Annotated in this window: 19 protein-coding genes; 7 read left to right on the top strand and 12 right to left on the bottom strand. The window is 66.6% G+C overall.

What is annotated here, in order from left to right; genetic code table 11:
• Positions 1 to 32: 32 nt before the first annotated feature.
• Positions 33 to 1553 (bottom strand): ATP-binding cassette domain-containing protein, encoded by a 1521-nt coding sequence (locus tag LE416_RS07095; protein ID WP_225047757.1) that lies wholly within the window; start codon positions 1551 to 1553, stop codon positions 33 to 35.
• Between the two features lie 126 nt (positions 1554 to 1679).
• On the opposite strand from LE416_RS07095, the gene LE416_RS07090 reads away from it, so the two are divergent.
• Positions 1680 to 2603: a helix-turn-helix domain-containing protein gene (locus tag LE416_RS07090; protein ID WP_225047756.1), complete on the top strand. Its 924-nt coding sequence runs from the start codon at positions 1680 to 1682 to the stop codon at positions 2601 to 2603.
• 130 nt (positions 2604 to 2733) lie between these two features.
• On the opposite strand, the gene LE416_RS07085 is transcribed toward LE416_RS07090, so the two are convergent.
• Both LE416_RS07085 and LE416_RS07080 read right to left on the bottom strand, forming a co-directional pair.
• On the bottom strand, positions 2734 to 3180 hold the full coding sequence (locus tag LE416_RS07085; RefSeq protein WP_225047755.1) for a threonine/serine exporter family protein: 447 nt from the start codon (positions 3178 to 3180) through the stop codon (positions 2734 to 2736).
• The gene (locus LE416_RS07080) at positions 3177 to 3944 is read right to left on the bottom strand and encodes a threonine/serine exporter family protein (protein WP_225047754.1); all 768 of its coding nucleotides are present in this window, start codon (positions 3942 to 3944) and stop codon (positions 3177 to 3179) included. The genes LE416_RS07085 and LE416_RS07080 overlap by 4 nt, the downstream gene beginning before the upstream one ends.
• 127 nt (positions 3945 to 4071) lie before the next feature.
• Between LE416_RS07080 and LE416_RS07075 the strand changes: the two genes are divergently transcribed.
• Together LE416_RS07075 and LE416_RS07070 are read left to right on the top strand one after the other, a co-directional pair.
• Positions 4072 to 4521 (top strand): DMT family transporter, encoded by a 450-nt coding sequence (locus tag LE416_RS07075; protein ID WP_225047753.1) that lies wholly within the window; start codon positions 4072 to 4074, stop codon positions 4519 to 4521.
• Positions 4500 to 4973, top strand: a complete 474-nt coding sequence (locus LE416_RS07070; protein WP_225047752.1) for an EamA family transporter — start codon at positions 4500 to 4502, stop codon at positions 4971 to 4973. Before LE416_RS07075 ends, LE416_RS07070 begins: the two co-directional genes overlap by 22 nt.
• A gap of 401 nt (positions 4974 to 5374) precedes the next feature.
• Here the strand turns inward: LE416_RS07070 and abc-f are convergent, their stop codons facing one another.
• The 8 genes from abc-f to LE416_RS07030 all read right to left on the bottom strand — a co-directional run bounded on the left by abc-f (position 5375) and on the right by LE416_RS07030 (position 14853).
• Positions 5375 to 6916: a ribosomal protection-like ABC-F family protein gene (abc-f, locus tag LE416_RS07065; RefSeq protein WP_225047751.1), complete on the bottom strand. Its 1542-nt coding sequence runs from the start codon at positions 6914 to 6916 to the stop codon at positions 5375 to 5377.
• 243 nt (positions 6917 to 7159) lie between these two features.
• On the bottom strand, positions 7160 to 8368 hold the full coding sequence (locus LE416_RS07060) for an MFS transporter (protein ID WP_225047750.1): 1209 nt from the start codon (positions 8366 to 8368) through the stop codon (positions 7160 to 7162).
• 240 nt (positions 8369 to 8608) lie between these two features.
• Positions 8609 to 10069 (bottom strand): UDP-glucose--hexose-1-phosphate uridylyltransferase, encoded by a 1461-nt coding sequence (locus tag LE416_RS07055; RefSeq protein WP_225047749.1) that lies wholly within the window; start codon positions 10067 to 10069, stop codon positions 8609 to 8611.
• Positions 10066 to 11061 (bottom strand): UDP-glucose 4-epimerase GalE, encoded by a 996-nt coding sequence (gene galE, locus LE416_RS07050; RefSeq protein WP_225047748.1) that lies wholly within the window; start codon positions 11059 to 11061, stop codon positions 10066 to 10068. The genes LE416_RS07055 and galE overlap by 4 nt, the downstream gene beginning before the upstream one ends.
• Before the next feature lie 357 nt (positions 11062 to 11418).
• A complete protein-coding gene (locus LE416_RS07045; protein WP_225047747.1) occupies positions 11419 to 12585 on the bottom strand; it encodes a galactokinase in 1167 nt (388 codons plus the stop codon).
• Positions 12586 to 12640: 55 nt separating this feature from the next.
• The gene (locus LE416_RS07040; protein WP_225047853.1) at positions 12641 to 13609 is read right to left on the bottom strand and encodes a LacI family DNA-binding transcriptional regulator; all 969 of its coding nucleotides are present in this window, start codon (positions 13607 to 13609) and stop codon (positions 12641 to 12643) included.
• Between the two features lie 523 nt (positions 13610 to 14132).
• Positions 14133 to 14429, bottom strand: coding sequence for a hypothetical protein (locus LE416_RS07035; RefSeq protein WP_225047746.1), 297 nt, complete (start codon positions 14427 to 14429; stop codon positions 14133 to 14135).
• A 34-nt stretch (positions 14430 to 14463) separates the two neighbouring features.
• On the bottom strand, positions 14464 to 14853 hold the full coding sequence (locus LE416_RS07030; protein WP_225047745.1) for a phage infection protein: 390 nt from the start codon (positions 14851 to 14853) through the stop codon (positions 14464 to 14466).
• 188 nt (positions 14854 to 15041) lie between these two features.
• Between LE416_RS07030 and LE416_RS07025 the strand changes: the two genes are divergently transcribed.
• The 4 genes from LE416_RS07025 (at position 15042) to LE416_RS07010 (ending at position 16775) form a co-directional block, all read left to right on the top strand.
• Positions 15042 to 15722, top strand: a complete 681-nt coding sequence (locus tag LE416_RS07025) for a hypothetical protein (RefSeq protein ID WP_225047744.1) — start codon at positions 15042 to 15044, stop codon at positions 15720 to 15722.
• Positions 15723 to 15848: 126 nt separating this feature from the next.
• The gene (locus LE416_RS07020) at positions 15849 to 16166 is read left to right on the top strand and encodes a PadR family transcriptional regulator (protein WP_225047743.1); all 318 of its coding nucleotides are present in this window, start codon (positions 15849 to 15851) and stop codon (positions 16164 to 16166) included.
• A gap of 4 nt (positions 16167 to 16170) precedes the next feature.
• A complete protein-coding gene (locus tag LE416_RS07015; protein WP_225047742.1) occupies positions 16171 to 16527 on the top strand; it encodes a DUF1048 domain-containing protein in 357 nt (118 codons plus the stop codon).
• Positions 16524 to 16775 (top strand): DUF1048 domain-containing protein, encoded by a 252-nt coding sequence (locus LE416_RS07010; protein WP_225047741.1) that lies wholly within the window; start codon positions 16524 to 16526, stop codon positions 16773 to 16775. Before LE416_RS07015 ends, LE416_RS07010 begins: the two co-directional genes overlap by 4 nt.
• A gap of 435 nt (positions 16776 to 17210) precedes the next feature.
• On the opposite strand, the gene LE416_RS07005 is transcribed toward LE416_RS07010, so the two are convergent.
• Positions 17211 to 19676 (bottom strand): TIM-barrel domain-containing protein, encoded by a 2466-nt coding sequence (locus LE416_RS07005; protein ID WP_225047740.1) that lies wholly within the window; start codon positions 19674 to 19676, stop codon positions 17211 to 17213.
• Between the last annotated feature and the right edge of the window lie 24 nt (positions 19677 to 19700).

The following is a 19700-nucleotide window of genomic DNA, read 5'->3' as shown; positions in this document are numbered from 1 at the left end:
CCTCGATTGCGTTGTGCCGGGAGTCGCGGCAGTCAGTCGCGAGCGGTGGCCGGCGTCAGTTCGTGATTCAGCGTCAGCTCCGAGACGTGGTCGCGTGCCAGCAGCTGGCGGTCGTAGTGGTGCGCGACCTCGATCACGGTCTGCGGCAGCCGGTACAGCAGCTCGCGAATCGCTAAGGCGGCCTGGTCGTCCAGCCCGGCGGTGATCTCGTCCAACAGCAGCACCGGGCGCTTGCGCAGCAGGCCGCGGGCAATTGCGAGGCGCTGCTGCTGCCCACCGGACAGGGTGGCGGGGGAGACGGGCCGGTCCAGCGGCGCGTCGCCCAGCTGGCTGGTCAGGCCGACCTGGGTCAGCACGGTTGTCAGCTGCTGGTCGGAGAAGGACTGGCCCAACGTCAGATTCTCGCGCACGGTGCCGGCGAAAATCCAGGCCTGCTGGGTGATGTAGGTGACCGCCTGGGGTGTGGCCTGGGTGCCGTCAATCGTCACGTTGCCGGCGGTCGGCTTCAGGCGGCCCGCAATCAGGTTCAGCAGGGTGGTTTTGCCCACCCCGGACGGCCCGGCAATCAGCGTCTTCGAGCCGGCGGGCAGGTGACGGGTGGTCGGCGCCAGCACTTCCTGGTCGCCGAAGGTCTGGCTGACGCCGTCAAGCACCACCGCGCCCGGTCCGGCCGCAACCGGCGCAGGGGCCGGCGTGGCGTCAACCGGCGGCAGCTGGCGCAGCGCGCGGGTGCCGGCCAGGCCGCTCCAGCCGGCGACCACGGCCCGCACGCCGGCCGTCACGTGGTCGGCCGACAGCTGAAGGGTCAGCAGCGTGGCAATCGTGATGCCGAAACCGCCGCGCGCCATCAGCAAAAAGCCGATCAGCATCGGGACGAAAAGGCCGAGTACCACCATCAGCGCCGTTGCGAACTGCGCGGTGTACTGGCGCGCGGTCTGCTGCTGCAGGCGCCGCTCGCTGAGGGCCAGGGCCGCCTTGACCCGGGCGAAGAACGTGCCGGCGGCCAGGTACTGCTGCAGCTCCGGCTGGCCCTGCAGCCAGTCCTGCGCCGCGGCCAGGGTCTTAGCGTTGGCGTCGCTCCACTGCTGCCCCAGGCGCGAAAGCGACTTGGTGAAGGCGAGCATCGGGAGCATCGCCGCGGCGGAGAACGCGATGAAAATCAGCCCCATCAGCCAGTTGACGGTCAGCACGAACCAGGTGGAGACCAGGGTCATCGCCGCGTTTTGCATCAGACCGACCACGGCCTCGAAGTAGCGGGCCTGGATCTGGGCGGCGTCGTTGGTCAGGCGGTTCATGCCCGTGCTTTCAGCCTCGCCGCCGGCCGCGCTGGCCTGAAGCATCTGGGTCTTGAGCGCGACGTTCCAACGGCGGATGGCGGCCTGCTGCAGCAGGTTCAGGATGTAGCCAGCGCAGTACGTGCCGGCGTACAGCGCGATCGCCACGCCGACGTACCGCAACCGCCCGGTGAGCCCGACGGCGGTGAGGTTGGGGACCTGCCCCAGGACGTAGCCGTTCAAGACGCCCTCGAAGCCGCCGAGAAACGCGAACAGCACCAGCGCCAGGCTCAGGCGGCGCGGCAGGTGACGGTAAAGTCAGGTGAAATCGATCATGTTTAACATCTCCCTTTCATGCCCGTAGTTTAGCTGGTAGACTGGGGGCAACACGAAAGGGTGACAAAAATGGCACAATCAATCGGCGGCTTCATCCGCCAGCTGCGGGAGGCCCGCGGCATCAGCCAGGCGGTGCTTTATGCGGCGCTGCTATCGCCGCGACAGGCGATTCGCTTTGAGGCCGGCGGCTCGGTGCGCGCCGACACGCTGCTGGCGCTTTTGCGCCGGCTTCAGGTGTCGGCCGCTGCACTGCAGGCCGCCTGTGACCCGCTCGACGAAAAAGGCGATGCGAACATGCGCGCTGCCCTGGGCAAGCTGGCCGCGTGGGGGGATTGGCCGCTGACGCCGGCGGAGCAAAAGGCGGTGCTGTCGGCCCTGGCGAGCGCCGACACGCTGACGCTGCCCCTGATCCAGCGCATCGGCGCCTTGGTCGCGCGGTTTTCACCGCTGCCCTGGGCGAGCTACCGCCGGCTGTGGCACAAGGCCCAGGCGTTCCGGACGGCGCCGGACTACCCAGACGTGGCGCTCGGGCTTTGCATCGACGTCGGGTTTGCGGCGCTGTTCGGACGGGAGGCGGCCATTGCGGCGGACTTTCTGCGCCGCGGGCAGACCGTGCTGGCGGCGGCGCCGGCGACCTGGCAGGCGGCGCTGTTGCCGCGGCTGCAGTTCCGGTTCCTGACGGCGATTGCCACGGCCATTCCCGCGGGCCAGGCGACCGCCGCCGCGGCGGGGGACGAGCTGATCGCCGGGCTGCGGATGATGGGCGAGGTGCAGCTTGCCGACGGCTTCGTGGACAACCGCCGCCACATCCTGACCAGCTTCGACCTGCACCCGACTTGGACCGAGGCGGAACTCGGGGGCGCCGCGCGGGCGATGGCCGCTGCCAGTCGCCGGGTGCCGGACCTCGACGTCGCGGCCTACCAGCGTCAGCTGCCGGGGTTGGACGCGGCGCTTGCCGGTCGGCCGCTGAGCGCCTTTGAGTCGGTGTTTTGAGCGCGCCGACGTGGCAACTTGCTTCTATTTTGATCTCGCCGCGCAAAAATCCCGCCGTTTTGACCAGGTGAGCGCCAATCGTTCATCTGGTCAAAGTGGCGGGATTATCGTAACAACGGCGTCTGGCCTGCTAGTTCTGTGGGCGGCGCCGGGCCAGCCGCCGCAGCGCGTTGAAGCTGGCCTCGGCGATGACGAAGCCGACCGCCAGCGCGATGGCAATCGTCAGCGTCTTGGTCAGCCCCTGCTGGGCCGCGGCCTCGCGCCCGAGGGTGAAGTCCTTCATCGACATGTAGATGATGGCGCCGGGCACCAGCGAGACCAGGCTCGGGATGTACATCACGTTCACCGGCGCCTTGACGCGAATCGCGAACAGGTTGGCGAGCACGCCGATGGTGACGCCGGCCATCAGGTTGGGCAGAATCACGGCGTGGGTCGCGGCGGTCAGCGCGACGTACACCAGCCAGGAGGCGGCGCCGGTGATGCCGGCGGGCAAAAGCGTCCGGCGGGGGATGTTGGTGATGATGCCAAAGCCGACCGACGAGGCGAAGCTGATCAGCGCGTGAATGAGGTAGGTCATAGCAAGCCTCCCAACAGCCCGTGGGCCAGGGCGTTGCCGACCACAACGCCGGCGCCGATCGCCCCGGCGACCATCACGGCGTCGACGGCGCGCACCAGGCCGGAGATGGTGTGCTTGGCGATCAGCTCCCGCAGCGAGTTGGTGATCGCGACCCCCGGCACCAGCGGCATCAAAGCCGAGATCACGATGTTGTCGGCGGAGGCGCCGAGGCCGGCCAGGGCCAGCGTGGTGGCCAAAAAGCCGATGGTCAGCCCGCCGACCCCGACGGCGATGTAAGGCGTGCTGGTGTGGCGGCCGGTCAGCTGCGCGGCGAGGTAGCCGGCGATGCCGACGCCAAAGGCCAGCGCCAGGTCGCCCCAGGTGGCCTGAAACAAAAGCATCGGCGCGACCGACACCAGCCCGGCGCCGAGGATTTTCTGCGGCCAGGTGTAATCGACGCGCTGGCGCTCGACGTCGGCCACGCCGCTTTCAAGCGTCGCCCAGTCGATGCGCCCGGCGACGAAGCGGCGCGACAGGGTGTTGACCGCGTCGACCTTGCGCAGGTCGAAGTCCTTGGTGCGCACCTTGACCAGGTGGGTCGCGGTGTCGAAATCCGCGTCGACGAACAGCGCGGTCATGGTCGCGTGGCAGGACACGGCCAGACCGGCGGCGCGGCCGATGTACTCGACGGTGCCCTCGACGCGGCCGGTTTCCGCGCCGTTTTCCAGCAGCAGCTTGCCGACGCGGCCGCACAGCGCGATGATCGCTTTTTCATTGGTGACCACGCGGCCGCCTCCTTTCGTGATGCTGACCTCCCAAGTATAATGGCGGTCCCCAGACTGTGCAAAAAAAGTTGCGCCGGGCCCGCTGATTGGGGGTATGATAGGTCTCATTGACGACAAGGAGTTCGACATGACGACGCGACATAAGGGAATCCTGTTTGCAATTTTGGGGCCGCTGCTCTGGGGCATCTCGGGCAACGTGGCGCAGTGGCTGTTCGCCCAGCCCGGCATCCGGCCCGACTGGCTGGTGGCGGTGCGGCTGCTGTTGAGCGGGCTGATCCTGCTGGCGGGCAACCTGGCCACGCAGCGGACCGAGATGGCGGCGGTGGCGCACGACCGCCGCGCGCTTTTCGGCCTGTTCGTCTTCGGGGTGTTCGGCGTCGTGATCTCGCAGTTCACGTACTTCACGGCCGTGGCCGTCAGCAACGCGCCGACCACCACCGTCATCCAGTACCTCGGGCCCGTGTTCATCATCATCTACCTGGCGCTGCGGCACTGGCGGTGGCCGCGGCGCATCGATCTGGTCTCGATTGCCGTCGCGTTCGTCGGCGTGGTGTTTTGGTCACGCACGGCCACCTGACGACGCTGTCGCTGTCGCCGCAGGGCCTGTTTTGGGGCCTGGCCGCGGCGGTCGGGGCGGCGGCCTACACGCTGATGCCGGTCGGACTTCTAAAACGCTACAACGCGCGGCTGGTCACCGGGTGGGGGATGCTGTTCGGCGGCCTGATCCTGTCGCCGATCCTGATTCTCCAGCCCGGTCCGCACCTGACCTGGCCGATCGTGCTCGGCATCGGCTACGTCACGCTGTTCGGGACGCTCATCGCCTACCTGCTGTACCTGGAGAGCCTGCGCTTCGTGCGCCCGACCACCGTCGCGATGCTCAACGTGTTCGAGCCGCTGTCTTCAACGGTCATCGCCATCGCGCTCTTTCACGCCCACTTCGGCTGGGCCGAGGTGCTCGGCGGCCTGCTGGTCCTGAGCACCACCTTCCTTCAGGTGCTGCCCGCGCGCCGGCCGCGGCGGCTGGGGTAGGGCCGGGCTAGGGCCGGGCTGCGGTCCGGACGCGCGACGGCTTCCGGCTTCGGGCCGGGGCGGCGGAACGCGTGCGGCTCCCGCAAGCCCAAAGCCCGGTCTTGCGACCCGCCGTTGCTGTAAGCCGGGAAAATCACCCGGCTAACAGCAATGTCACGCTGGCTCGCCCCGGCCCGAAGCCTCCAGCCGTGGCGCGTCCGAACCGAAGCCCTACACAGTGGGTCGGCCGCGTTCACGGAAGGGTGTCGCTTCGACGCGGACCGGGCGCACACGAGCAACCGGACGGATTGCTCATGAACAGCCACGCATTCTAACCGTTTCTAACGCCGCAACGCAAACCGCGCGCCGGCCGCATGTCCAATCAAGGACACGCGGCCGGCGCGCGGTTTTTTGGTTTGCGGTTAGTCGCTCAGCGGCGTCAGCTCGATCACCTTGGTTGCCACGGCGTCGATGAAGTGCTGGTCGTGCTCGGTGAAGAGCATGGTCGGCTTGACCGCCTGGATCACCTGGATCAGCTGGTCCTGGTTGAAGACGTCGAGGTAGTTCAGCGGCTCGTCCCACACGTAGAAGGCCGCGGAGGTGGCCATGCTGGCGGCCAGCTCGACTTTTTTCTGCTGGCCGCCGGACATCTGCTCGATCGGCGTGGTGAACACGCTGCGCTCGACGCCCAGCTTGTGCAGGTTGTTCAACAGGTCCTGGTAGTTCAGGCGGCGGCGCTCGGCAAAATCCGCCAGGTTGCCCACGTTGTCGGCGTACTGCTGGCGCACTAGGGCGCGCGTGGCGTTGACCAGCGTGATCTCGCCGGCCACGGTGCCGGTGAAGGCGGCGCTCTCCTGGCCGGTGGCCGTGGTGCGGCCGGCGGTTTCAAGCACCGCGTCGAGCAGCGAGCTCTTGCCGGCGCCGTTGGGGCCGACCAAGGCCACCCGCTCGCCGCGCTTGACGGAAAATGTCACCGGGGCAAACAGCGGCTGGCCGTTGAAGCTCAGGGTGACCTCGCGCAGCGTCAGCAGGGTGTTGTGGTAGTCGGGGACGTAATCCAGCGCCAGCGGGTCGATGAACTCGACGTTTTGCAGCAGCGCCTCCTTGTCGGCGATCTCGGTTTGCATCCGCCGGTCGAGGTTTTTGGCCTTTTGCATCATGCGCGCCGCGCGAGCCGTGGTGAAGCCGTCGTGGCCGGTACCGCCCGAGCCCTTGACGTGCGGGTCGCCGTGGATGTCGCCCTCGCGGCTCTTGGACCAGTCGGCCTTGTCGCGCGCGCTTTGCTTGAGGCGGCCGATGTCGCGGCGGAGCTTGCTCTGCTCGGCCTGCTCGCTCTGGTCCTGGGTGGCCTTGGCCTGGCTGTACGCGGTGAAGTTGCCGTGGGTCAGCACCAGCTGCTTTTTCTCGATGGTCAGGGTGTGGTCGGTGACGGCGTCCAGGAAGTCGCGGTCGTGCGAGACCACGATGTAGCCGCTCTTCTTGGCGGCCAGGTAGGCGGCGACCTGCCGGCGACCTGGCGCGTCGAGGTGGTTGGTCGGCTCGTCGATCAGGGCGAACGCGGTGGTCTGGGCAAAAAGCGCCGCCAGCAGCAGCTTGGTCTGCTCGCCGCCCGACAGGCTCCGGTACGGCCGGTACAGCACGTCCTCGGCCACGCCCATGGCGGACAGCTCGCGCTGCACCTCCCACAGCTCGGCGGGGGTGATGTCGGCTGCGACCTGCCAGGCGTCCTGGGTTGGGTCCGCCACCGGCTGCGGGAAGTAGGTCAAGGGCACCGGGACGCTCAGGCGGCCGCTGGAGGGCGAAAGTTCTTGCTGCAGCAGGCGCAGCAGGGTGGTTTTGCCCCGGCCGTTGCGGCCGTTCAGGCCCAGGTGCCAGCTCAGGTCGAGCGTCAGGCTCTGGTCGGTGAAGATGTCCGCCTGCCCGGGGTAGGCGAACGTGAGGTGCGAAATTGTGATGTTAGACATGGTGACCCCCTTGTGGTGAGTCCAGCCGACCGCCGGGGGCGTGCGGTGCATCCCACACAAAAAGCCCCCAGAGACTCCGGGGGCTTGCGGCCCGCCGAAGAAGTCTAGCGGTCGTCTGGACGGCGCACGAATCCCGTGGTGCGGTGATGGGACGTGCTTGGTTCAGACAACTCGCTTAGAACTTCAATGGCGTGACCTCCGTTTTCGTAATTGACTTATTTATATCACGGCGCGGCACGGGCGTCAACCGCGCGGGGGCAGCGGGCGCACCGCGCTCATCTTCGGCAGTGCCATCACCGGCCGGCTGAGCCAGTAGGTGATGGCGCCGCCGATCAGGCTCAGGCCCAGGAGCGCCATGCCCCACCGTGCGCCGATGCTGGCCAGCACCCAGCCGCCGAGCAGGCTGCCCGCGGGCATGGCGACGGTGATCAGCGAGTCGACCGTCGTGTTGACGCGCCCGAGCAGCGTGGCGTCCGGCAGCACCTGGTACAGGCCGGCGTACAGCGTGTTGGACACGCTGCCGAGCGCCGAACTCAGCGCCAGGAGCGCCGCGGTGGCGACCACCTGGTGCACCGCCACCGCCAGCACCCAGGCAGCGCCCTCACCGACCAAAAGCCAGCTGATCAGCCTGCCCACGCCGGCACGGCGGGCGAGTGCGGTGACCGCCAGCGCCCCGAGCATCCCCCCGACGCCTTCCGCCGTGGTGAACAGCCCGAACACGAGCTTGGGCCGCGCGAATTCCTGGCTGAAGTAGGGCATCGCCACGCTGGCCAGCGCCGTCGCCGCGTTCATGGCCACCAGCGGCCAGGTGAGCGCGCGCAGAAGCGGTGCGCCGATCAGGTAGCGCCAGCCCGCGGCAAGCTCGGTGCGGTAAGCCTTGGCGGAAAACGGCACGGTGGTCACCGGCCCGCGGTGGAACCGAAAGGCCACCAGCGGCACGAACACCAGCGCGAACACGCCGAGGTCCGCGGCGTAGAGCGCAAAGAAGCTGAGCGCCGACAGGAGCAGCCCGGACACGGCGTTGAACGCCGTGTCGACGGCCTTGTAGGCCACCGCAAACAGGCTGTTGGCAAACACCAGCCGGTTTTGCGGCGCGAGCCTTGGAATCAGCACGTCCTCCAGCGGGTAGGTCAGGCTCGACGCCAGCGTGCTGCCGAGGGCCAGGGCGTAGGTCAGCGGGAGGTTGAAGGGGGTGAGCGTCGCCAGCCGCACCAGCTGAATGGCCAGCTGCAGCCCGCTTGCGACCACCAGCAGCCGCCGGGGCTCGAAGCGGTCGATCAGCGGGCCGATGAACACCGCCAGCACGTCCGGCAGGGTGAACAGCGCCACCAGTGCGCCGGTGGCGAGCGCGTCAGCCGCCTGGGTGACGTTCCAGAGCGTGACGACGTAAAATAAGCTGTCGGCGAGGTTGATTAAAAGCCGCACCGCCAGTAATTGATAGAGATTTTTCACGTGAATCCTTTCTGCGCCGGGAGCACCCGGCCGCCATGACTAGCCGTCTGTCATGGTGTGCTCCCAGTTAATAAGGCGCCACATGCGCCGGGGGTCCGGTGCGGGTGGCAGCGGCCAATCGCGAAAGTCTGCGGTCATGGCAATGCCTTCTTCCTGCCGTGAGGCGATGATAGGCCCATTCTACCCCGCAGCGCGCAAAAAAGCCCGCCGAATCGCAATTCGGCAGGCTCTGGATGCGGATTACAGCGCGGCGCAGAAGCGGTCGAAGGCCGCCTGACCTTCAGGGGTGCGCTTGAACACGCCGGCGTCTTCGAGCACGCGGGCGAAGACCTTGCCCACGGCCTGGTTCAGCAGGTCGTCGGCGTTGGCCGGGGTCCACGCGAAGCTCTGGCGCAGCTGATCCGCCCACGGCCGGTGGGACTCGGCCATGGCGTTGGGCTGGTCCAGCAGGTACTTCTTGACCTCGGCGAGCTCCAGGCGCAGGCGCGCCGGCAGCACCGCCAGGCCCATGACCTCGATCAGGCCGATGTTTTCCTTCTTGATGTGCTGCACGTCCTGGTGCGGGTGGAAAATGCCGTCGGGGTAAGCGGCGCTGGTCTGGTTGTCGCGCAGCACCAAGTCGAGCTGGTAGTCGGCACCGACGCGGCGTGCGATCGGGGTGACGGTGTGGTGCGGCGTGCCGTCGGTGACGGCGCGCACGTCCACGGCCTCGTCGCTGTAAGTCGCCCAGGTCGCGCGGATGTGCTCGGCGGCCGCGGCGAGCTCGCTGCGGTTGGCGCCGGTCAGGCGAATCACGCTCATCGGCCACTTCACGCGGCCGGCCTCGACGCCGTCAAAGCCGGGCAGGCTGAGCGTTTTCTCCAGCGGCGCCACGGCCATCGCGAAGGTGAGGCGGCCGCCCTGGTAGTGCTCGTGCGACAGCATCGAGCCGCCGACAATCGGCAGGTCGGCGTTGCTGCCGACGAAGTAGTGCGGCAGCATGGTCACGATGTCCAGCAGGTTGGTGAAGGTCTGCTGGTTGATGTGCATCGGCTCGTGAACCGCGTCGAGGAAAATCGCGTGCTCGTTGAAGTAGGCGTAAGGGGAGTACTGAAACCCCCAGGTCGCCCCGCCCAACGAAAAGCGCACGATGCGGTGGTTGCCGCGGGCTGGGTAGTCGGCGCGGCCGCGGTAGCCCTCGTTTTCAAGGCACAGCTGGCAGGCCGGGTAGCCGAAGGACTTGACCTTGGCCGCCGCGGCGATGTCCTTGGGGTCCTTCTCCGGCTTGGACAGGTTGATGGTGATCTCAAGGTCGCCGTACTCCGTGTGGGCCGGGAACTGGATGTTCTTGGCGATCGCGCGGGTCTGGATGTAGTTGTTGGCGCGGCTGAGCGCGAAGAACCAGTCCGTGGCGCTTTGCGGCGACTGCTGGTAGCGCGACCAGAACGTGGCGTTGACCGTGCTCGGTTTCGGCGTGGCCAGGGCCATCAGCTCGGCCTCGAGAATCTGCTTGGCCGCCACGGTGTCGTCGCAGGCGCCGTGTTCAACGGCGGCCGCGACCAGCGCGTCGAGGTTGGAAAGCGCGGTCGCGGCGCCCGGCGTGTCCGCCGCCGCGTCGCCGACCAGAGCCAGCACGCGGTTTTTCAGGTACACGCGGTCGAGTTCCGTGTAGTCCGGATTTTGCTTGAGGATGTAGTCCAACTGTTGGTCAACGGCGGTCAAATCTTGTCACCGAATCCTTCCGGCTTGCTTTCGTGCCAATTCCAGGCGGTCGCGAGGATCGCCTCGATGTTGTCGTAGTTCGGCTGCCAGCCAAGCACTGTGCGGGCCTTGTCGGAGGCCGCAATCAGGGTGCTCGGGTCGCCGGCGCGGCGCGGGCCGATGGTGGCCGGGATGGCCTTGCCGGTCACCTTGCGCGCGGCGTTCAGGATCTCCAGGTTGGAGAAGCCGGTGGCGGAGCCCAGGTTGAACGCGGTGCTCGGCTTGCCGGCCTTCAGGTAGTCCATCGCCAGGATGTGGGCGTCGGCCAGGTCGACGACGTGCACGTAATCGCGGACGTTGGTGCCGTCCTTGGTCGGGTAGTCGTCGCCGAAAATCTGCAGCCCGTCGCGGGTGCCCGCGGCCACCTGCAGGATGATCGGAATCAGGTGGGTCTCCGGGTGGTGATCCTCGCCGATCGAGCCGTCCGGCATGGCGCCGGCGACGTTGAAGTAGCGCAGCGCGACGAAGTGGATGCCGTACGCGACGTCGGCCCAGTGGATGATTTTCTCCATCGCAAGCTTCGACTCGCCGTAAGGGTTGGTCGGAATCTGCGGGTCGGTTTCCTTGATCGGGATCTGCTTGGGCTCGCCGTACGTGGCGGCGGTGGAGGAGAAGACGATCTTGTTGATGCCGAACTGCTTCATCGCCTCAAGCAGCGTGATCATGCCGGAGGTGTTGTTGTCGAAGTACTTCAGCGGGTCCTTCATCGACTCGGGCACGATGGAGAAGGCCGCGAAGTGGATGACGCCGTCGATTTTTTCCTTGGAAAAAACGCTGCTCAAAAACTTGTAGTCGCGGATGTCGCCCTGGTAAAAGCGCGCCTTGGGGTCGACGGCCTTGCGGTGGCCGGTGATCAAGTTGTCGAGCACGACGACGTCTTCGCCGTGCTTGATCAGCTGCGCAACGGTATGGGAGCCGATGTACCCGGCCCCACCTAAAACAGCAATTGTCATGTGGAAAACTCCTTTCAATGTGTGAGGCAAGCGCATTGCGTTGGCTTGCGATGGCCGTGTAGTGGACGGTCTGTTAGACGCTCTAAGTGGCCTGAATTCTGATGATTCCTATCGACCAGCCGTATTCACAGTCGGTTAACCACTGTATAGGGCGGATGCACGACCGGGTCACAGCTTCCGGCGTAGGGCCGGGGCGAGCCAGCGTGAAATTGCACTCAGCCGGCGTACTTTGTCGGCTTAGTGCAAGGGCGGGTCGCAAGACCGGTCTTTGGGCTTGCGGGAGCCCCACGCGTTCCGCCGCCCCGGCCCGGAGCCGCAAGCAGTGGCCCCGTCGTGCCGGAGCCCGGCAGGGACGGCTTAGTCCAGCTGGCGCGGGCCGTCGGCGATTTCGGCGACGTAGAAGTCCGCCTTGTAGCCGACCGTCTCCAGGTAGGCGGCACCGACCGCTTCGGTGAAGGCCGGCACGGCGTCCTTGTTCACCAGGGCGATGGCGCAGCCGCCAAAGCCGGCGCCGGTCATGCGGGCGCCGAGGACGCCGGGCTGCTTCAGCGCGTTTTGGACCAGGGTGTCGAGCTCAAGGCCGGTGACCTCGTAGTCGTAGGCCAAAGACACCCCGGAGGCGGACATCAGGCGGCCAAACGTCGCCAGATCGCTTGCCTTGAGGGCCGCGGCGGCCTGCAGCGTCCGCTGGTTTTCAAACACCGCGTGGCGGGCACGGCGGATCAGCGTGCCGTCGTAGATCAGGTAGCTGTACTGGTCGAACTCGTCGATGCTCAGATCACCCAGGCTCTTGATGTCAAGCTTGGTCTGCAGGCGGCGCAGGGCCTCCTCGCACTCGCTGCGGCGCTCGTTGTACTTGGAGTCGGCCAGCTCGCGGCGCTTGTTGGTGTTCATGATCACGACCACGTTGTCGCCCATGTCAAGCGGCAGCGACTCGTACTCCAGCGTGTTGGTGTCCAGCAGGGTGGCGCGGTTCGCTTGGCCCATGCCGATGGCGAACTGGTCCATGATGCCTGAGTTGACGCCGATGTACTGGTTTTCCACCTTCTGGCCGTTCTTGATCAGGTCCAGCATGGTCTCCGGCAAGCCGTACGTGGCCTTCAGGATGATGCCGGTCAACAGCTCAAGCGAGGCGGACGAGGACAGGCCGGACGCGTTGGGCAGGTTGCCCTTGATGTAGACGTCCAGGCCGTGGTTGAAGTCGGCGCCGCTCTTGGCGAGAACCTGGGCCATGCCCTTGAAGTAGTCGGTCCAGCTGTTGGCCTTGGCGGAATTCAGGTCGGCCAGCGCAATCGTGGTCAGACCGGCGTCCGGGAAGTTGGCGGAGAACAGGCGGAAGGCGTCTTCCGTGTTCGCACCGACGGCCGCGTAGGTGCCGAGGCTGATGGCGCAGGGGAAAACGTGGCCGCCGTTGTAATCGGTGTGCTCGCCGATCAGGTTGATGCGGCCGGGGGCGAAGTAGGTGTGGGCCGGCGCGTGGCCGAAGACCTCAGTGAAGCCGGTGCGAAGTTCCTGTGTATCCATGGTGCTCCTCCTTTGTGATGGTGCGGTTTTTTTAAAAGTAGCGTAATGCCAGTGGTTAGTCGCTGGAGTCGCGCAGCAACAGCGTGCTGCCCAGCGTGATGCGAACCGGGGTGGTCGCCAGGCCGTCGAGCTGGTCCTTCAGCAGGCGCGCGGCGTTCATGCCCATCAGCTGGGTGGCGACCTGCACGGTGCTCAGGCTCGGGCTGATGTAGCGGCCCACGGCCAGGTCGTTGAAGCCGATCACGCTGACCTGCTCCGGCACCTGAATGTGGTGCTCCTGAAGCGCCTTGATCGCGCCGATGGCCATCGTGTCGCTTGCGACGAAAAACGCGTGCGGCAGGTCACCCTGAAGCTTCTCGATGACGGCGGTCATGGTCTGGTAGCCGCCCTCGATGGTGAAGGGCCCGGGGAAAATCAGCGCCTCATCGAGCGTGGCGCGGCGGCTCATCGCCCGCTTGAAGGCGGTCAGCCGCGCGTCGGTCAGCGGCACGCCGTCGGTGGTCTGCTCCGCGCCGGTGATCATCGCGATGCGCCGGTGCCCGGCGGCCAGGAAGTGCTGCACGATCCGGTCGACCGGATCGCCGAAGCTCGTGGTCACGCAGCTAATTTCCTGGGCCAGGGTGTCCTGGTCCACAATCACCAGCGGCAGGCCGAGCGCCTTGAAGTTGGCCAGCTGGGCCTCGGAGTACTTGCCGATGGCGATCAGCCCGGCCAGCTCGGTGCTCGGCAGCGTGTCGCTGGCGAAGACGTGGTCGATGGCGAACCCGTCGGCCTGAAGCTGGGTCTCAACGCCCCAGCGCACGGCGCGGTAGTACAGGTCGTTGGTCTCGGCGGCCTCGGAGTACCACTGGACCAGGCCGATGGTGCTGGCCGCGGGGGTGGCGCGCCGCTGGTGCTTCGTGTAGTTCAGGGCCTCCGCGGCGGCGAAGATGCGCCGGCGCGTGTCCGGGGCGACCGAAAGCGACGTGTCCGCGTTCAGCACGCGGGACACGGTGGCGGCGCTGACGTGCGCGGCCTTTGCGATGTCTTTCAGGGTGGCGATGACGACCCCTCCTTTCCAAGCCAGGCGCTGCTCGCGCCTTCACGGATAGTTTACTAAAATTCCGGGGAAAAGTGAACCGAAAGTTTACTAAATTTTGCCGTGATTCATTTTGAGTGAACCGCTGCCAATCCCGTCGCTTCGGGAATGATTCGCAGTGCTAAATGTTTACTAAACTTTGGGCAAAAAAATAGCCGCCGGGGCGCGACGGCGGGCGAAACTAAACGGTATCTGAAAATACAGCCTGTCTGTTTTGGGCATCGAATGTCGCGACTTGGCGGATGAATCACTAGGCAGGGCGTAGGCTGGATGCATCACTGCTGGAGGCGCAGGGCCGGGGCGAGCCAGCGTGAAATTGCTGTTAGGCGGCGGTTTTTGCCGCCTTACAGCAAGGGCGGGTCTTGAGACCGCACTTTGGGCTCAAGAGAGCCCCACGCGTTCCGCCGCCCCGGCCCGGAGCTGGAAGTAGTGATGCGTCCGGGCCGGAGCCCGGGTGTTCAGATGTTAATTAGTGGAACAGCAGTTCGGTGTTTTGGCCCGTCACGTTCAGCACGTAGACGAAGAGCAGCACCGCGTTGACGATCAGCGACAGGATGATGACGGCGTAGCGGAAGGTGAAATTGTGCGCCCAGGTGCTGAAGTTGAACCAGCCCAGCCGCTTGCCCTTGTAGGCGAACGTCATGATGAGCAGCGCCAGCGTCAAGACGCCCTGGAAAATGGTCCCGGCCATGTGCAGGCCGGACGTGGCCTGGACGTGGTAGCCGGCCGCCGCCAGCCCGTCGATCAGAATTGCGATGAGTGTCATCTCGGACCTCCTAAGTGTTTAGGCGTAGTGTACACTAATTGACCGCAAAACCCAACCGCGTCACGTGGCGCAGGTCGGCGATGCGCACCGCCACGTCGCCGATCTGCACGCCGTCGTCGGCCGTGTAGCCGCGCACCTTGCCGGTGAAGGGCGGCTGCAGCGCGTGCTCGTAGTCGACGGTTTTCAGCTGGCAGGTGACGGACTCGCCGCTGGCGTAGGCCAAAGCCAGCGCGGCGCGCACCGTGGCCTGGTCCTGAGGCTCAAGTTCGGGGACGGCCACCGCCGCCTTGGCCTGCTCCTTGTTCAGCGCGGCGGTGTGGTCGGACAGGAAGAACCCCTGCCACTTCAGCATGCCGCGGTCGCGGTACTCGTGGGCGAAAAAGTCGGCGACGCGGCGGGCCGCCGCCCGGTGATCCACGCTCATGGCGCTCACCTCCTCGAGATTATTATACAAACACTTGTTCGGTTTAACGACGACGAAATGCTTTTGTAACATTTTGGCCCGGCGGACGGTGCCGCCAACTCGGCGATTTCTTAAGAATGTGTCAATTACGTTACAGATTCGTGTCGCCGTGTTATACTGGGCGTAACAAAACAAAAGGAGTGATCGCGATGAAGAAGTGGCTGTTGATTGGGCTGGTAACCCTGGGTGTGGGCACGTGGGCAGCAAGTCGGGTAGACGTGCAGACGGACACGGCCGCCACTCGCACCGCGGTCACCACAAAGACGGCGCGGACGACCGCGACGACGAAGCAGGTAGCGGCAGCAAAGAAGACAGCAGCGACCGAGAAGGCAGCAGCGGCCAAGCAGGCGGCGGCAGCGAAGCAGGCGGCGGCAACCAAGCAGGCAGCCGCAGCGAAGCAGGAAGCGGCGGCCAAGCAGGCAGCCGCAGCCAAGCAGGCCGCGGCAGCCAAGCGGGCAGCGGCAGCGAAGCAGGCCGCGGCAGCGAAGCAGGAAGCGGCGGCCAAGCAGGCAGCCGCAGCCAAGCAGGCCGCGGCAGCGAAGCAGGCAGCCGCAGCGAAGCAGGCAGCGGCGGCCAAGGCGGCCACCGGGCTCGCCGGCTACTACGGCACCTGGCGCAACCCGAATGTGACCATCACGCTGACGGCGACGACGCTGACCGTCGCGCAGCCGGGGATGACGCCGGTCACCACCGGCTACCGCGCGGCGCGCACGGGGAACGGGTACATCTTCACCCCAACTCAGGCCGCTGATCCGCTGTACCTGGTTCACGACGGCAGCACGCTGCAGTGGGTGACGGGCGCATCCGCGCCGCTGGTGCTGACCAAGTAACGCGATGACAGACCAAGATGCCGGGCAACCGCCCGGCTTTTTTGTGCGGCGACTTGCCGAACTTACTACTCGGTAATATAATTTACTGGAAGGCGCGGACGCGCCGGCTTGAAAGGTGGCAACAATATGAACGGTTCGACGGAGCTTCTGAAGGGGGCCCTGGACGGCATCATCATGCAGCGCATCAGCCAGGGCGAGACCTATGGCTACGAGATCACCCAGTACCTGGCGGATCACGGCCTGGACGACATCGTGGAGGGCACGGTGTACACCGCGCTGTTGCGGCTGGAGAAAAAGGGCCTGCTGGACGTGACGCGCCGCCAGTCCAAGCTCGGGCCGGCGCGCAAGTTTTATTCGCTCAACGAAGCGGGCAAAATGTACCTGGCGGATTTTTGGCTGCGGTGGGACTGGCTGACGGCCACCGTCGCGGGTCTGCGGAGGTGACGGCATGAATTTCTGGGACAAAATTACCGGCAACGACATGAACCGCGAGCTGGCCGGCTTCGACAAGCGCGTGCAGCAGCTGCCACCGGACTACCGCACCGCGTGGCAGACGGTGCTGGCAACCGTGATGGCCCGCAGCGATTTTTCCGGGCGCAACCTGATGCCGATCCTTTCGGGCATCCTCGAGCTGATGGAGGCCGCCGCCGCCCGCGGTGCCAGCGCCCAGGACGCGCTGGGTGAGGACGTCGCCGAGTTCGCCGACGGGGTTGGGGCGGCCAGCGGCGCGACCAGCCTGCAGGACCGCTGGCGCGCGCAGCTCAACGCCGCGGTGTACCGGAAGCTGGGGAGGAAGCAGCCATGAGCCTGATTGAGGACAAGCGCGCGTGGCGCGCGCACGCCGCGGCGGTGCACGCGCTGCCGCACGACTACGAAGTGGTGTACAAGGAGATTCAAAAGTACCTGCTCAAGGTGACCGCGCCGGTGTGGGCCGACCAGTTCGCGCGGCTTCAAGACCTGCTGGCGCTGTTTGAGGCCGGCGCGGCGCGGGGCGAGGACGTCCTGGCGGTGACCGGCCCGGACGTCGCGGCCTTCGCCGACGGGCTGATCTGAGCCGCCGCACCCGAGGAAGCCTGTGGAGGCTCTGAAAATCCGGGCTCCGGCCCAGACGGCCCACTGCCTCCGGCTCCGGGCTAGGGCGGCGGAACGTGTGGGGCTCTCCTGAGCCCGTTCCGGTCTCAGGACCCGCCCTTGCTGTAAGCCGACAAGTTCGGTCGGCAACAGCAATTTCACACTGGCTCGCCCCAGCCCTGCGCCTCCGCCAGTGGGCCGTCCGCACCTCCGCCCTACATTGTTGATAATTCCACAGATTTGTAATACGCGCTTCTAAATCCAGACAAGTTAGATTTCAAGTGCACATCTTAGCTATAAAACGCAAAAAGCCTGCCCGATAATAATTCGGACAGGCTTTTGTGTCGCTCAGTGAAGCGCGATACCGCAGGGGAGCCGAGGCACTTGGTTCTGGATAACCTGTTACCGGCGGTCGCGCTACTGAATCGTGACGACGATGGTGCTTCTGATCGACTGCACACCCAGGTCCAGGAACAGCCCGGTGGCCGGACGGTGCAGCACGTCGTCCGGGCGCGGGCCGACCACACCCTGAACGTCAAGCGGCTGGCCGTCGACGGTGACGGTCGCGGGGCCCGTGGCACCCTGGACGAAGACTCGAAGCGGCACGCACTCGGCCTGACCTTCAAAGTGGCCGGTGGTCGCTTCGATGGTCAGCGCCTGCGCCGTGCCGGTCAGCTCGGTGCGGGCCTGCTCGCCCCTGAGGTAGGCGTCACTTGCCCCGTCGTCCTCAACCAGGGTGAAGCGGCCGACGCCCGGCGTCCAGTCGATGACGCGCGTCGCCGGGCGGGCGTCCGGGGTCAGGTGCGGCGCCGTCAGCGCGAGGATCGCGCCCTCGCGCACGAAGAGGGGCAGCCGGTCCAGCGGGGTAACCAGGTCGTGCAGGGTGGCGTCACCGGTCAGTTTTTCCCCGGTCCAGAAGTCGTACCAGGTGCCGGCCGGCAGGAAGACGTGGTCGCGCCGGCTGGTGGTGCCGTCAAGTCCGTACGCGTTGACGATCGGCGCGACCAACAGCGCGTCGCCGAGCAGGAACTGGTCTTCAAGCGCCGGGCCCTGGGTGTAGGCGCTCGGCGCGCTCCAGAAGGTCGGCCGTATCACCGGGGCGCCGGTGTCGCGGGCCAGCGCCGCCAGGCTGTACAGCGTCGGCAAAAGCGCGGTGTGGAACTGCAGGAACGCGCGGTTGATCGCGCGGTACGGGTCAGGCAGCTCCATGCCCATCAGCTTGGGCTGGTCGCCCCAGCCGTCCATGGCGAAAAAGTGCGGGGTGAAGGCCTTCCACTGCAGGTCACGGGTCTGGATCACGGGGTTGCCGCCGGCGTAGATGCCGTCGACATCCGAGGCGACGTTGGGCAGCCCGGACAGCCCGGCGGAGAGGTAGGAACCGATGTGCACCGCGAGGTTGAGCCAGTCGGCGCCGTCCTGGTCGCCGGTCCAGGTGATGCCGGTGCGCTGCGAGCCGGCCCAGCCGTCCAGGGTGACGATGGCCGGGCGCAGCTGGCGCTTGGCGAACTCGGCGGCGGCGCGCGCCCCGGCGTTCAGGCCGAAGGTGTAGCCCTCGCCGACCCAGGCGACGTCGGTTTTGATCGCGCGGACGCCGACGTCAAGCTCGCGGGCGAAGTCGCGGTCGCCCTTTTGCGGGGCAGCCGGGTCCTTGGGCGTCAGGTTGGCCTGGGTCCACAGCCCGGTGGTGACGCCGCGGCCGCGCGCGTAGTCGGCAAACGCCGCGAGGTTTTGCAGGTCGCCGGCGAGCGAGTCGGTCTGGCCGTACCCGGCGCCGTAGCCGTCGTTGGGCAAAAGCCAGCCGAGCGGAAAGCCGTTGTCGAGGTAGCGGTCCAGCACCGCGCGCGCGGAGAACTGCGGGTCGTGCTCGCCGTTGAGCGTCTCGCGCACGGCGCGGCGCGGGTTGCCCGCCTCGTCAGGCTCGGTGAAGGTCACGTGGCCGTGGCCGAAGACGTTGGGCACCAGCGTCACGCCGGCGACGGTGATGGCGCCGCGGCGAAAGCCGGTGTTGAAGGTCTCCTTTTTGATCGGCTGGTACTCCTTGTACCACTGACCGTCGGCAAAGCGGATCGCGCCGGCGGAGTCTTGGGTGACAGGCACCCAGTAATCGCGGTTGTAGGCGTTGAAGTGGGCGGGGTAGAAGGTGAAGGCCGGCGGCAGCGCCGGCAGGCCGGTCAGCTCGTGGTAGCCGTGGATCAGCCCGGCCGGGGTCGTCGCGAGGATCAGGTAGGCGTCAAAAACGGGATCCTCGTGCATCAGGTAGGCGCCGGCGTGCGGGTTGGCGAAGTCGTACTCGCCGGGGGTGAAGGAGTTGACCAACAGGCCGTAGCCGGTGGTGGACCAGTAGAACGGCACCGGCGAGGTCACGCCGCCCTTGGTCCAGCGGTTCTCGTTGCGAATCGAGATCAGCTGGCCGTTCAGGTTGACCCGCCCGTTTTGCATCCCGCCGCCGAAGTAGTCGGCGCCGGGCGTCGTGCGGATGCGGGTCGTCCAGCGGTGGTCCTCCAGCTGCGGCAGCGCGAGGGTGCAGACCATCTGCTCGCCGAGCGTCACGGTCAGGCGGCCGTCCTCAAGCACCAGGCGGTAGGCGCCCAGCGCGGCGGTGTTGGCCGTCAGCGTCAGCGGCCGGTGCGCGGTTGCGGTGACGATTGGGGCATCGAAGCGCTGGCCGGAGCCGCCGCTGGCGACCGTGGCGTCGGCGTGCTTTTGGATGTCCGGGGCTTCCTGGATGCTGGGATGGGCCGGCCAGTCCGGGGCCTGGGTGACGGTCAGGCGCACCAGGTGGTCGTTGACCGCGGCCAGGCGGGCGTGCCAGCCGTGGTAATCGAAGTGGACGTCGCCTTCGACCAGCGTGAGCGGGCCAAGGGCGTTGGGATCTGGAATCATGGCAGTGCCTCCTGCGTTTTTCCC

The sequence above is a fragment of the Lacticaseibacillus kribbianus genome (genome assembly GCF_020180945.1).
Classification (GTDB): Bacteria; Bacillota; Bacilli; order Lactobacillales; family Lactobacillaceae; genus Lacticaseibacillus; species Lacticaseibacillus kribbianus.
The sequence above is the reverse complement of the archived record's forward strand: the minus strand, read 5'-3'. Positions and strand labels throughout refer to the sequence as shown.

Coding starts and splice junctions, on each gene's coding strand:
- abc-f (WP_225047751.1), bottom strand. CDS start 6,916: ATGTCTAACATCACAATTTCGCACCTCACGTTCGCCTACCCCGGGCAG.
- LE416_RS07075 (WP_225047753.1), top strand. CDS start 4,072: ATGACGACGCGACATAAGGGAATCCTGTTTGCAATTTTGGGGCCGCTG.
- LE416_RS07045 (WP_225047747.1), bottom strand. CDS start 12,585: ATGGATACACAGGAACTTCGCACCGGCTTCACTGAGGTCTTCGGCCAC.
- LE416_RS07090 (WP_225047756.1), top strand. CDS start 1,680: ATGGCACAATCAATCGGCGGCTTCATCCGCCAGCTGCGGGAGGCCCGC.
- LE416_RS07035 (WP_225047746.1), bottom strand. CDS start 14,429: ATGACACTCATCGCAATTCTGATCGACGGGCTGGCGGCGGCCGGCTAC.
- LE416_RS07015 (WP_225047742.1), top strand. CDS start 16,171: ATGAATTTCTGGGACAAAATTACCGGCAACGACATGAACCGCGAGCTG.
- LE416_RS07085 (WP_225047755.1), bottom strand. CDS start 3,180: ATGACCTACCTCATTCACGCGCTGATCAGCTTCGCCTCGTCGGTCGGC.
- LE416_RS07025 (WP_225047744.1), top strand. CDS start 15,042: ATGAAGAAGTGGCTGTTGATTGGGCTGGTAACCCTGGGTGTGGGCACG.
- LE416_RS07005 (WP_225047740.1), bottom strand. CDS start 19,676: ATGATTCCAGATCCCAACGCCCTTGGCCCGCTCACGCTGGTCGAAGGC.
- LE416_RS07010 (WP_225047741.1), top strand. CDS start 16,524: ATGAGCCTGATTGAGGACAAGCGCGCGTGGCGCGCGCACGCCGCGGCG.
- LE416_RS07020 (WP_225047743.1), top strand. CDS start 15,849: ATGAACGGTTCGACGGAGCTTCTGAAGGGGGCCCTGGACGGCATCATC.
- galE (WP_225047748.1), bottom strand. CDS start 11,061: ATGACAATTGCTGTTTTAGGTGGGGCCGGGTACATCGGCTCCCATACC.
- LE416_RS07030 (WP_225047745.1), bottom strand. CDS start 14,853: ATGAGCGTGGATCACCGGGCGGCGGCCCGCCGCGTCGCCGACTTTTTC.